Genomic DNA, 12954 nt, shown 5'->3' on the forward strand with positions numbered 1-12954 from the left:
ACACGTCCTGCGAGCGCCACACGCTCGGCAGGCCCTACGAGTACTGCGGCGGCCGGCACCGGACGGGCGCGGCCGGGGGAGTCACAACTTGCCGCCCCGCCCGCCCTCGCGCCGGGCGGGCGCGATCAGCGTCGACAGGTACGGCAGGGCGGCGCCGTCGAGTTCACCGGCCGGCCGGATCGACTCCTCGGGCAGCCCGAGCGCGGAGCCCCACACGGCGTCCTCGATCCGCCCGGTCTCCCGCAGCGCCTCGGCGACCTCGCCGGCCTGCCGCCCGAACTTGTACGCCACGACCGTCCCGGGCCCGTTCAGGGCGTCCTTCAGCACGGCCGCACCGGCGGTGACCGGCACCAGCGTGAGCGGCTCCGTGCCCTCGGTCAGCACGGCACCCGACCGCGACGCGAGGTCCTGCATGGCGGTGATGCCGGGCACGGTCTCCACGACGGTCCCGGGCACCAACGCGCCGACGGTCTGCGCGAGATACGTGAACGTCGAGTACACATTGGGGTCGCCGATGGTCGCGAAGGCGACGGAGCCGTTGGCCCGCAGCAGTTCGGCCACGCGCTCTCCCGCCGCGTCCCAGGCGGCCTCGCGGCGCGCCCGGTCGGTGCGCTCGTTCAGCGCGAACACGACCCGGACCACCTTCTCCCGCGGCACGTAGTGCAGCACCGTCGCCTCGGCCCGTCCGCGCTCCCCGGTGTCCATCACCGGCACGACGACGACGTCGGCGGCGCGCAGGGCGTTCACGCCCTTGACGGTCACCAGCTCCGGATCGCCGGGGCCGACCCCGACTCCGATCAACCTGCTGCTGCTCATGACGTGCGGCACCTCTCCACGAACCGACGGGCGACACCGGGCTCGGACGCCCAGTGCGTGTGCAGATAACTCGCGTGCACACCACGCTGTACGAAACCTTCGACCCGCCGCTCGGGAGACCGCACACCCCAGGCGGGTGCCACCCCGGCGCCGGGCTCGACGGCGGTGCGGTGGAACTCGTGCCCGCGCATCCGCGTCCCGGCCACGGCAAGCGAACTGTCCCCGACGGCCACCGCGTCCCGGTACCCCAGCGTGAGCCGCTCCGTCATCCGCGCCGTGGCGTCCAGCACCCCGCACATCGGCAGTCCGTCCAGCTCCCGGCACAGATACAGCAGCCCGGCACACTCGGCGGCGACGGGACCCCCACGCGCCGCGAGCGCGGCGACCTCCCCGCGCAACGGCTCGTTGGCGGACAGCTCGGCGGCGTACACCTCGGGAAACCCGCCCCCGATCACCACCCCCCGCGTCCCGTCCGGCAGCCGTTCGTCCCGCAACGGATCAAAGGTGACGACCTCGGCCCCGGCGGCGACGAGCAACTCGGAGTGCTCGGCGTAGGAAAAGGTGAAAGCGGGCCCCCCGGCAACGGCAACTTTCAACCCGGCGGGCGTGTCATTCGGCCCGTCTGGGGGTGCCCCCTCTGGGGGAGTTTGAGGCCGAGGCCCTTCGGGCCGAAGCGGGGGCCCGGGGGCGGCAGCCCCCGGGGTCGGGGAGGGAAGGGGCGGCGGGGGCGAAGAAACCAGAGCCGCACCGGGATCCCAAGCCGCACCCGAAAGCACACCGGCCCCGCGCGCCAGCGCCACCACCGCATCCAGATCACACCCGTCGGAGACCATCGCGGCCATCGCCGCCACAGCCGAAACCGCCTCCGACCGCCGCTCGGCGACAGGCACCAGCCCCAGATGCCGAGACGGCGTCTCGACCTGCCGCCCCCGCCGCAACACCCCCAGCACCGGCACCCCGGCCGAGTCCAGCGCCTCCCGCAACAACTCCTCGTGCCGCGCGGACCCCACCTTGTTCAGGATCACGCCCCCGACCCGCACCTCCGGATCCCAGGACGCGAACCCGTGCACCAGCGCCGCCACCGACCGCGACTGCGACGACGCGTCGACGACCAGCACCACCGGCGCCCGCAGCAGCTTGGCGACCTGCGCGGTGGACGCCAGCTCGCCCTCCCCGGCGGCACCGTCGTACAGCCCCATCACTCCCTCGACCACGGCGATGTCGCAGCCGCGCGCCCCGTGCGCGAACAGCGGCCCGATCAGCTCGGGCCCGCACAGGTAGGCGTCGAGGTTCCGTCCCGCGCGCCCGGTGGCGAGCGCGTGATACCCGGGGTCGATGTAGTCCGGGCCGACCTTGTGCGGGGACACGGCGAGCCCCCGCGCGGTCAGCGCGGCCATCAACCCCGTGGCGACGGTGGTCTTGCCGCTGCCCGAGGAGGGCGCGGCAATGACCAGCCGCGGGACGGAAGACGTCACCACTCGATGCCCCTCTGCCCCTTCTGCCCGGCGTCCATGGGGTGCTTCACCTTGGACATGTCGGTCACGAGGTCGGCGAACTCCACGAGCTTCTCGGGCGCGTTCCGCCCGGTGATCACCACGTGCTGGGTGCCGGGCCGCTCGCGCAGCACCTCGACCACCTCGTCGGTGTCGACCCAGCCCCAGTGCATCGGGTAGGCGAACTCGTCCAGCACGTACAGCCGGTACGTCTCGGCGGCCAGGTCCCGCTTGACCTGCTCCCAGCCCTCGCGGGCCTTCTCCTCGTTGTCCATCTGCGCGTCGCGCTGGACCCACGACCAGCCCTCGCCCATCTTGTGCCAGTCGACGGTGCCGCCCTCGCCGGAGGCGCCCAGCACCCGCAGCGCGTTCTCCTCGCCGACCTTCCACTTCGCCGACTTGACGAACTGGAACACCCCGATCGGCCAGCCCTGGTTCCAGGCGCGCAGCGCGAGCCCGAACGCGGCGGTCGACTTGCCCTTGCCGACGCCGGTGTGCACGACGACCAGCGGCCGGTTGCGCCGCTGACGCGTCGTCAGTCCGTCGTCCGGGATGACACTCGGCTGTCCCTGAGGCATTACGCGGCCCTCCTGTTGCCCTGAACGTCCTTCACCAGACCGGCGATCGCGTCCGCCCGCAGCTCGTCGAGCGTCACCGCCGTACCGCCCAGCTCGCCCGCGAGCTGCCCGGCGAGCCCCAGCCGCACCGGCCCCGACTCGCAGTCCACGACCACCGACGCGACACCGTCGGCCGCGAACAGCCGTGCCGCCCGCCCCGCCAGCGCGACCGGCTCCGGACCGCCGGTGGCCCGCCCGTCGGTCACGACGACGACCAGCGCCCGGCGCGCCGGATCCCGCAGCCGCTCCACGCGCAGCACCTCGTGCGCCCTCAGCAGCCCGGCCGCGAGCGGCGTACGGCCACCGGTCGGCAGGGTCTCCAGCCGGGCCGCCGCCGCGTCGACCGACGAGGTCGGCGGCAGCGCGACGTCCGCGCCCGAGCCGCGGAACGTCACCAGGCCCACCTTGTCCCGCCGCTGGTAGGCGTCCAGCAGCAGCGACAGCACGGCGCCCTTCACGGCACTCATGCGCTGCCGCGCCGCCATCGAACCGGAGGCGTCCACCACGAACAGCACGAGGTTGCCCTCGCGTCCCTCCCGCGTCGCCTGCCGCAGATCGTCCCGGCGCACCACGAGCCCCGGCCCCGACCGGCCGCGGGCCCGCTGGTGCGGCGCCGCGGCCCGCACCGTCGCCGCCAAGTGCAGCTTCGTCAGGGCGCCTCGGGGCCGACGCGCACCCGTCGTACGCCCGTGCTCGGTCCGCGCCCGCGAACGCCGCCCGGCCGCGCCCTCGCCCAGGCCGGGCACGCTCAGCACCTTGGTGCGGAACGGCTCGGCGGCCCGTACGGCGGACTGCTCACCCGCGCCGGCCCCGGACGGCTGCGGCTCCCCGCCCTCACCGGCCTCCGGCCGCGCGCCGGTGTCCCCGTCCTGGCCCTCGGGTCCCTCGGACGGCGGCTGCCCGCCACCGCCACCGGGCCCGTCGGGATCGTCCTCGGGACCACCGTCGGCGTCGCCCTCGTTCTCGCCGGAGAACTCCTCCAGCGTCTCGTCCAGCTTGTCCTCGTCCAGACCGGGCGCGTCGAACGGGTTGCGCCGCCTGCGGTGCGGCAGCGCCAGCAGCGCCGCCTGCCGCACGTCCTCGGCCAGCACCTCCGTACGGCCCGCCCACGCGGCCAGCGCGGTCGCCGTACGCGCCATCACGATGTCGGCGCGCATGCCGTCCACCTCGAACGCCGCGCACGTGGCCGCGATCTGCCGCAACGCCCCGTCGCCCAGCCGCACGTGGGGCAGCAGCTCGCGCGCCGCCACGATCCGGGCCCGTACCGCGGCCTCCTCGTCGGCCCAGCGAGCGGCGAACCCGGCGGGGTCGTCGTCGTACGCCAGCCGGCGCCGCACGACCTCGACGCGCTGGTCGGGCTCGCGCGAGGCGGCCACCTCGACGGTCAGCCCGAACCGGTCCAGCAACTGCGGGCGCAGCTCGCCCTCTTCGGGGTTCATCGTGCCGACGAGCAGGAACCGCGCGGCGTGCCGCACGGACACGCCCTCGCGCTCCACGTACGAGGCGCCCATCGCGGCGGCGTCCAGCAGCAGGTCGACCAGGTGGTCGTGGAGGAGGTTGACCTCGTCGACGTAGAGGATGCCGCGGTGCGCGTCCGCGAGCAGGCCGGGCTCGAAGGCCTTCACGCCCTCCGACAGCGCCCGCTCGATGTCGAGCGCGCCGACGAGCCGGTCCTCGGAGGCCCCGACGGGCAACTCGACCATGCGCGCGGGCCGCCGGTCCCCCTGAGCCGCTTCGTGCGGCCCGTCCGGGCAGGACGGGTCGGGGGAGCCGGGATCACAGGAGAACCGGCACCCCGGCACCACCGCCACCTCGGGCAGCAGCGCCGAAAGCGCCCGCACCGCGGTGGACTTCGCGGTGCCCTTCTCCCCGCGCACCAGCACACCGCCGACCGCCGGGGACACGGCGTTCAGCAGCAGCGCGAGCCGCAGATCGTCCTGACCGACAACGGCCGTGAACGGAAAGGGGGTGGTCACTGGTCGCCCTCCAAGTCGCCCTCGAGCTCCAGGTAGGTGGCGCGCAGCCGCTCCAGCGTCTCCGCGTCCGGCTCCGCCCACAGGCCGCGGTCGGCGGCCTCCAGCAGGCGTTCCGTGATGCCGCGCAGCGCCCAGGGGTTGGACTTCTTCATGAAGTCCCGGTTCTCCGGGTCGAAGACGTACTCCGCGCTGAGCTTCTCGTACATCCAGTCGTCCACGACCCCGGCCGTGGCGTCGTAGCCGAAGAGGTAGTCGACGGTCGCCGCCATCTCGAACGCGCCCTTGTAGCCGTGGCGCCGCATCGCCGCCATCCAGCGCGGGTTGACCACGCGGGCGCGGAACACCCGGTGCGTCTCCTCGCCCAGCGTCCGCGTCTTCACCTGGTCCGGGGTGGCCGAGTCGCCGACGTACGCCTCGGGGCTCGCGCCCGTCAGGTGCCGGACCATGGCGACCATGCCGCCGTGGTACTGGAAGTAGTCGTCGGCGTCGACGAGGTCGTGCTCGCGGGTGTCGACGTTCTTCGCCGCCACCGCGATCCGCCGGAACGCCGTCTCCATGTCCCCGCGCGCCGCCCGCCCGTCGAGCCCGCGCCCGTAGGCGTAGCCGCCCCACACCGCGTACACCTCGGCGAGGTCCGCGTCCGAGCGCCAGTTGCGGGCGTCGATCAGCGGCAGCAGACCGGCGCCGTACGCGCCCGGCTTGGAGCCGAAGATACGGGCGGTCGCGCGCCGCCGGTCGCCGTGCTCGGCGGTGTCCGCGTCGGCGTGCGCCCGCACGTAGTTGGCGTCGGCCGGTTCGTCCAGGTCGGCCACCGCGCGCACCGCGTCGTCGATCAGACCGACGACGTGCGGGAACGCGTCCCGGAAGAAGCCCGAGATGCGCACCGTGACGTCGATGCGCGGCCTGCCCAGCTCCGCGAGCGGCACCACCTCGAAGCCGGTCACGCGGCGCGAGGCGTCGTCCCACACCGGGCGGCAGCCCAGCAGCGCCAGGATCTCGGCGATGTCGTCGCCCTGCGTGCGCATCGCGGACGTGCCCCACACCGTGAGGCCGACGGACTTCGGGTACGCGCCGGTGTCCTGGAGGTACCGCTGCACCAGCGAGTCCGCGAGCGACTGGCCGACCTCCCAACTGAGCCGGGACGGAATCGCCTTGGGGTCGACCGAGTAGAAGTTCCGGCCGGTCGGCAGGACGTTGACCAGCCCGCGCGTGGGGGAGCCGGACGGGCCGGCCGGCACGTAACCGCCGTCCAGCGCCCGCAGGATGTGGCCGATCTCGTCCGTGGTGCGCGCCAGCCGCGGCACGACCTCGTCGCAGGCGAACCTCAACACCGCGAGGGCGTCCGGGAGTTCGGTGCCGACGACGTCACGGACGAGGGCGGGGACCGCCGCCGCGTCCCAGTCGCGCTCCTCCATGCCCTCCGCGATCCGCCGGCACAGCTGCTCCAGCAGGTCGATCGTGTCGGCGGCCGTGCGCGCGGGCCCGTCCACCAGCTCCGTCAGCTCGCCCGGCACCTTCACCGGCGCGCCCGGCTCACCGAGCAACTCCTTCTCGTCCAGCCCGAAATGAGCGGCCAGCGCGGCCCGCAGGCCCGGCAGCGCGTTCGCCTGCCCGCCCCACACCTGCGAGGCCCGCAGCACCGCGAGCACCAGGTTCACGCGGGGCTCACCGACCGGGCCGCCGCCCAGGACGTGCAGGCCGTCGCGGATCTGCACGTCCTTGATCTCGCACAGATAGCCGTCGATGTGCATGACGAACTCGTCGAACGCCTCGTCGTCCGGCTGCTCGTCGACGTGCAGGTCGTGGTGCAGCTCGGCCGCCTTGACCAGCGTCCAGATCTGCGCGCGCACCGCCGGGGCCTTCACCGGGTCCAGGTCGGAGACGAGCGCGTACTCGTCCAGCAACTGCTCCAGCTTGGCCAGGTCGCCGTAGGTGTCGGCCCGCGCCATCGGCGGCACCAGGTGGTCCACGACGGTGGCGTGACCGCGCCGCTTGGCCTGTGTGCCCTCGCCGGGGTCGTTGACGATGAACGGGTAGATCAGCGGCAGGTCGCCGAGGACGGCGTCCGGGGCGCAACCACCGCTCAGGCCGAGGCCCTTGCCGGGCAGCCACTCCATCGTGCCGTGCTTGCCCATGTGCACGATCGCGTCCGCGCCGAACGTGTTCTCCAGCCAGCGGTAGGCCGCCATGTAGTGGTGGGACGGCGGCATGTCCGGGTCGTGGTAGATCGCGATCGGGTTCTCGCCGAAGCCCCGCGGCGGCTGGATCATCACGACGACGTTGCCGAACTGGAGGGAGGCGAGGACGATGTCGTCGCCGTCGACGTACAGGGTGCCCGGCGGCTCGCCCCACGCCTCCAGCATGGCGTCCCGCAGCTCCGGGTCGAGCTTGTCGAACCAGGCCCGGTAGTCGGCCAGCGGCACGCGCGCGGGCGCCGCGGCCAGCTGGTCCTCGGTCAGCCACTCCACGTCGTGACCACCGGCCTCGATCAGCCGGTGGATCAACTCGTCGCCGCCCGAGGGGTATCCGCTGACCCCGTACCCGGCGTCCCGCAGCGCGTCCAGCACCCGCACCGCCGAGGCGGGCGTGTCCAGACCGACCGCGTTGCCGACCCGCGAGTGCTTCGTCGGGTACGCGGTGAAGACCAGCGCCAGCTTCTTGTCGGCGTTCGCCTTGTGCTTCAGCCGGGCGTGCCGTACGGCGATGCCGGCGACGCGCGCGGCCCGCTCCGGGTCGGCGACGTACACGGGCACGTCGTCCGGGCCCTGCTCCTTGAAGGAGAACGGCACGGTGATCAGACGCCCGTCGAACTCCGGGATCGCCACCTGCATCGCCGCGTCCATCGGGGACAGCGCGGCGTCCGACTCGTCCCACGCGGCCCGCGAGGAGGTCAGGCAGAGCCCCTGCAGCACGGGCACGTTCAGGTCCGCGAGCGCCCCGATGTTCCACGCCTCGTCGTCGCCGCCCGCCGACGCCTGCGAGGCGTGCGTGCCGCCGGCGGCGAGGACGGTCGCGACGAGGGCGTCGGTCCGGCCGAGGATCTCGTACAGCCCCTCGTCGGCGCCGCGCAGCGAACCGCAGTACACCGGGAGGGCGTTGGCGCCGTGCGCCTCGATCGCGTCGCACAGGGTGTCCACGAAGGCGGTGTTGCCGCTCAGCTCGTGCGCCCGGTAGAAGAGCACGCCGACGGTCGGCCGGCCCTCGACCGCCCCGCGCGCCCCGTGCACGCCGTACTCCGGCATCTTCCGCGGCTCGGTGAAGCCCTCACCGGTCAGCAGCACGGTGTCCGACAGGAACCGGGCGAGCTGCGTGAGGTTCTCGGCGCCGCCCTCCACGAGGTACTTCAGTGCCTCCGCGACGACACCGGCCGGCACCGACGACTCGGCCATCAGCTCCGCGTCCGGCACCGCCTCGCCGCCCAGCAGCACCGTCGGCACCCCGGACGCCCTCAGCGCCGCGAGCCCGTCCTCCCAGGCCCGCTTGCCGCCGAGGAGGCGTACGACGGCGACGTCCGTGCCGTCGAGCAGCGCGGGCAGCTCCTCCGCGACGTCCACGCGGGTCGGGTTGCCGATCCGGTAGGCCGCGTCGGAGGCACGGGCCGCCAGCAGGTCCGTGTCGGCGGTCGACAACAACAACACTGTGCTCATGCGGGCGCTCCCGGTGGAATGAAGGGCAGTCCTTGTGGCGCGCCGGACTCGATGAGCCGCCACAGCGCGTCCGTGTCCGCGTGCTGTTCGATCAGGTCGCCGAGCCGGTCGAGCTGCTCCTCGCGCAGCGCGGCGAACGACGTGTCGGGGGCCGGTACGAAGCGGCGGCCCGCGGCGGCCGCGACCTCGCGCAGGAAGGCCCGCCGGAATCCGTCCGACTCCAGCGAGCCGTGCCAGTGCGTGCCCCACACCTGGCCGACCCGGCAGCCGTCCAGGAAGGGCTCGCCGCCGGTGACGTCGGCGACCCCGTGATGGATCTCGTACCCCTCGACCCGCTCGCCGAGGGCTTCCCCGACCGGGCGCGTGAGGGTCTTCTCGCGGGCGAACCGCACCCGCACCGGCAGCAGGCCGAGCCCGTCGACGTGCCCGCGGCGGCTCTCCACGTCGTCCTCGATGTGCTCGCCGAGCACCTGGAAGCCGCCGCAGACGCCGAGGACGGGCCTTCCCTCGGCGGCCCGCCTCGCGAGGGCGTCCGCCAGCCCGCGCTCGCGCAGCCACTCCAGGGCGCGCACGGTCCCGCGCGTCCCCGGAACGACCACCAGGTCGGCGTCCGCCAGTTCCTCCGGCCGGTCCACGAACCGCACCACGACGCCCGGTTCGGCGGCCAGCGCGTCCACGTCCGTGAAGTTGGACATCAGCGGCACCGCGCACACCGCGACCCGCAGCACGTCCTCGCCGACCGGCGGCGCCGTGTTCGACTCGCGCACGGTGCCGCGCAGCGACACCCCCATGCCGTCCTCCTCGTCGATGCCGAGCCCGTGCCGGAACGGCAGCACGCCGTACGAGGGCCGGCCGGTGAGGTCCTTCAGCATGTCGAGGCCGGGCGCCAGCAGGGACACGTCCCCGCGGAACTTGTTGACGAGGAACCCGGCGACCAGCGCCTGGTCCTCGGGGGAGAGCAGCGCGACCGTGCCGAAGAACGACGCGAAGACGCCGCCGCGGTCGATGTCGCCGACGACGAGCACGGGCAGCCCGGCGCCCCGGGCGATGCCCATGTTCACGATGTCCGTCCGCCGCAGATTGATCTCGGCGGGACTCCCGGCCCCCTCACAGATCACCGCGTCATACGTGCCCCGCAACTCGGCGAGGCAGTCCAGCACCGTGCCCAGCAGCCGCTGTTGCCGGCCACCGTGGTAGCCGCGCGCGCTCATCTCGCCCACCGGCCTGCCCAGCAGCACGACCTGGCTGGACTGTTCACCGCCCGGCTTGAGCAGCACCGGGTTCATCAGCGCCGTCGGCTCCACGCGGCACGCCTGCGCCTGCATGGCCTGCGCCCGGCCGATCTCGGCGCCCTCGCGGGTCACGAACGAGTTCAGCGACATGTTCTGCGCCTTGAACGGCGCCACCTTCACGCCCTGGCGCACCAGCCAGCGGCAGATCCCCGCCGTGACGACGCTCTTGCCGGCGTCCGAGGTGGTCCCGGCGACGAGCAGACCCCCACCGTTCATGACGTACGTCCCTTCACGAGAAGCCGTCCGGCCGCGCACACGCCGAACGCGAGCAGGCCCACGCGCCGCGACAGCCGCACGGCCCGTTCGATGTCACGTACCTGTACGGCGCGCCCCGCCGCCCCGCCCAGCACGGGCCGGTGCTCGACCCGCCCGCCGTAGGAGAGGGTGCCGCCCAGCCGCACCCCGAGGGCGCCCGCGAACGAGGCCTCCACGGGGCCGGCGTTGGGGCTCGGATGCTTCCCGGCGTCCGCGCGCCAGGCCCGCAGCGCGCCCCGCGGATCGCCGCCCGCGACGGTGGCGAGGGCGGCGGTCAGCCGGGCGCCGGGCCATCCGGCGACGTCGTCGAGGCGGGCGGAGGCCCAGCCGAAGCGGCGGTGGCGCGGGGACTTGTGACCGACCATCGCGTCCAGCGTGTTGACGGCGCGGAAGCCCACGAGACCCGGCACCCCGGCCACGGCGCCCCACACGAGGGCGCCCACCACGGCGTCGGAGGTGTTCTCGGCGACGGACTCGACCACGGCCCGCGCGATGCCGTCGGCGTCCAGCGCCTGCGGGTCGCGCCCGCACAGATGCGGCAGCCGGGCCCGCGCCGCCTCGACGTCCCCGGACTCCAGGGCGCGCGCCACGGCCCGCGCCTCACGGGCGAGCGACGTGCCGCCGACGACGGCCCAGGTGGTGGCGGCGGTCAGCGCGACGGAGGCGGCGGGGGAGCGGCGTACGGCACGGGCGGCGAGGGCGGCGACGCCGACGGCCCCGCCGGCGCAGACGGCGCTGTGCAGCGCGCCCCACCCGCGGTGGTCCCGCCACAACACCCGTTCCACGGCAGCCGCGGCCCGCCCGAACACGGCGACCGGATGCCCGCGGCGCGGATCGCCGAGGAGCAGGTCGCCGAGGAGGCCGGTGGCGGCGCCGTACGCGAACACGCGGTCGGCACCCATCGGCTCAGCCGACCGCTGTCACAGACGCGTCGGTGGTGGTGTACCTGGTGTGCCTCGGTCGGCAGCCGCGCATGGCGATATGTCCTCACTCAGGGTGTCCGCGCCCTGGTTCGACGAGACCGGCGGTGAGAGTTCCTGGCTCCCGGGGCCTTTCACCCCGGTGACAGTGGCGGGACCGCGCCGGATTCGCACCGGCTTCCTCTCTTGCCGCCGTACTTGGCTCCGGAAGTCCACCACGCCCCGAGAACACCCGTCAACTTGCCGTTGACCTGCGGGGGCGGAGTGTGCGAAGGCCCACACGGCAGGGCCGGCGCGGGGGCCGCGGGTACGACGAAACGGGGTGCGGGACGGTGTTCCGTCCCGCACCCCGCGGTGCCCGGGCGCGTTCGCGTCAGGCGACGATCAGGTAGATGCCGTAGCCCACCGCCGCCGCGCACGCCGCGAAGCAGGCGTACGCGCCGGTGACCGCGAGGGTCGCGGAGCCGCCCTGCTCGGCGGCCCGCTCGCGGCGGGACAGTCCGGCGATGCCGACGGTGAACAGGGCCACGAGGGCCACGGTGACCACGAGACTGACTCCGAAGACGGAGCCGAGGGCCGCCCAGTCGATCTTCATGCTGCTTCTCTTCCTTCGTACCCGGCGTGCCCGGCGAACCGGGGGGTGCCTGGTCTCAGACGGTCGTGGAGGCCGACGGGGCCTTGGGCTCGGCGGTGGCCTGGGCGGGGATGGCCGCCGAGACCTCCTCGGACACCGTGCCCGTGGGGGGCGGGGTGACGGCGGCCATCGCGGTGGTCACCACGCCGGCCGGCTCCTCGGTGTCGTTGACGTTGGTGTGGTCGACGATCTCGCGGCGGGAGATCTTCCAGATGGCGTAGCTGGACACCACGAGGAAGACCGCGACGAGTGCCGTGCCCCAGTCGCCCAGGCCGCAGACGTACTCGGCGAGGGCGGCGACCAGGGCCGCGGCCGGCAGCGTCAGGCCCCAGGCGATGAACATGCGGGTGGCCGTCGACCAGCGGACCACGCCGCCCTTGCGGCCGAGGCCCGCGCCCATCACCGAACCCGAGACGGAGTGCGTGGTGGAGAGGGAGAAGCCCAGGTGGGAGGAGGCCAGGATGACCGTGGCCGCGCTGGTCTGGGCGGCGAAGCCCTGCTGCGGCTGGAGGTCGGTCAGGCCCTTGCCCATGGTGCGGATGATGCGCCAGCCGCCGAGGTACGTGCCGAGGGCGATCGCGATGCCCGCGGAGAGGATGACCCACATGGGCGGGTCGGAGTCGGGGGCGACGGCGCCGCCGACGACCAGGGCGAGGGTGATGATGCCCATCGTCTTCTGGGCGTCGTTGGTGCCGTGGGCCAGGGAGACCAGGCCGGCGGAGGCGATCTGGCCGGAGCGGTAGCCCTTGGCGGCGGCCTTGCCGTCGGCCTTCTTGCCGAGCGTGTAGGTCAGCCGGGCGGCGATCATCGCCGCGATGCCCGCGACGAGCGGGGCGGCGATGGCCGGGATCAGCACCTTGGTGACGAGCACGTCGCCGTGCACCGCGCCGACGCCGGCGGAGGCGATGGTGGCGCCGATCAGACCGCCCATGAGGGCGTGCGAGGAACTGGACGGGAGGCCGACCAGCCAGGTCAGCAGGTTCCAGAGGATCGCGCCGACCAGGGCGGCGAAGATGACCTCGGGACGGATGCCGCTCTCGTCGACGAGACCCTTGGAGATCGTGTTGGCGACCTCCACGGAGAGGAAGGCGCCCACAAGGTTCAGCACGGCGGACATGGCCACCGCGACCTTGGGCTTGAGTGCACCGGTCGAAATGGTGGTGGCCATCGCGTTGGCGGTGTCGTGGAAACCGTTCGTGAAATCGAACGCGAGTGCGGTTACCACCACAATCGCGAGGATCAGCGAGAAGCTTTCCATTTACCCAGGCAATCGTTCGAGGTCATTGGCTGGACGAACGTAGGTA

9 protein-coding genes and 1 riboswitch are annotated in these 12954 nt (G+C 73.7%); all 9 genes read right to left on the bottom strand.

Translation table 11 applies throughout. The annotated features are described in order from the left end of the window. Positions 1 to 81: 81 nt before the first annotated feature. The 9 genes from cobI to ACZ7D7_RS13165 all read right to left on the bottom strand — a co-directional run bounded on the left by cobI (position 82) and on the right by ACZ7D7_RS13165 (position 12908). Positions 82 to 828, bottom strand: a complete 747-nt coding sequence (gene cobI, locus ACZ7D7_RS13125) for a precorrin-2 C(20)-methyltransferase (RefSeq protein ID WP_470824176.1) — start codon at positions 826 to 828, stop codon at positions 82 to 84. Further along, a complete protein-coding gene (locus ACZ7D7_RS13130; protein ID WP_470824177.1) occupies positions 813 to 2291 on the bottom strand; it encodes a cobyrinate a,c-diamide synthase in 1479 nt (492 codons plus the stop codon). Before ACZ7D7_RS13130 ends, cobI begins: the two co-directional genes overlap by 16 nt. Beyond that, the gene (cobO, locus tag ACZ7D7_RS13135) at positions 2288 to 2887 is read right to left on the bottom strand and encodes a cob(I)yrinic acid a,c-diamide adenosyltransferase (RefSeq protein WP_470824178.1); all 600 of its coding nucleotides are present in this window, start codon (positions 2885 to 2887) and stop codon (positions 2288 to 2290) included. Before cobO ends, ACZ7D7_RS13130 begins: the two co-directional genes overlap by 4 nt. Beyond that, the gene (locus tag ACZ7D7_RS13140; protein ID WP_470824180.1) at positions 2887 to 4902 is read right to left on the bottom strand and encodes a putative cobaltochelatase; all 2016 of its coding nucleotides are present in this window, start codon (positions 4900 to 4902) and stop codon (positions 2887 to 2889) included. Before ACZ7D7_RS13140 ends, cobO begins: the two co-directional genes overlap by 1 nt. Next, on the bottom strand, positions 4899 to 8549 hold the full coding sequence (cobN, locus tag ACZ7D7_RS13145) for a cobaltochelatase subunit CobN (protein ID WP_470824181.1): 3651 nt from the start codon (positions 8547 to 8549) through the stop codon (positions 4899 to 4901). The genes ACZ7D7_RS13140 and cobN overlap by 4 nt, the downstream gene beginning before the upstream one ends. Beyond that, positions 8546 to 10057: a cobyric acid synthase gene (locus ACZ7D7_RS13150; protein WP_470824182.1), complete on the bottom strand. Its 1512-nt coding sequence runs from the start codon at positions 10055 to 10057 to the stop codon at positions 8546 to 8548. Before ACZ7D7_RS13150 ends, cobN begins: the two co-directional genes overlap by 4 nt. Further along, positions 10054 to 10998 (bottom strand): cobalamin biosynthesis protein, encoded by a 945-nt coding sequence (locus ACZ7D7_RS13155; RefSeq protein ID WP_470824183.1) that lies wholly within the window; start codon positions 10996 to 10998, stop codon positions 10054 to 10056. Before ACZ7D7_RS13155 ends, ACZ7D7_RS13150 begins: the two co-directional genes overlap by 4 nt. A gap of 110 nt (positions 10999 to 11108) precedes the next feature. Next, positions 11109 to 11248, bottom strand: a riboswitch (cobalamin riboswitch). Between the two features lie 141 nt (positions 11249 to 11389). Beyond that, positions 11390 to 11611, bottom strand: a complete 222-nt coding sequence (locus ACZ7D7_RS13160; RefSeq protein ID WP_470824184.1) for a hypothetical protein — start codon at positions 11609 to 11611, stop codon at positions 11390 to 11392. Positions 11612 to 11666: 55 nt separating this feature from the next. Beyond that, positions 11667 to 12908, bottom strand: coding sequence for an inorganic phosphate transporter (locus ACZ7D7_RS13165; RefSeq protein ID WP_470824185.1), 1242 nt, complete (start codon positions 12906 to 12908; stop codon positions 11667 to 11669). Positions 12909 to 12954: the final 46 nt, after the last annotated feature.

The sequence above is a fragment of the Streptomyces sp. NPDC037054 genome (assembly GCF_055606745.1).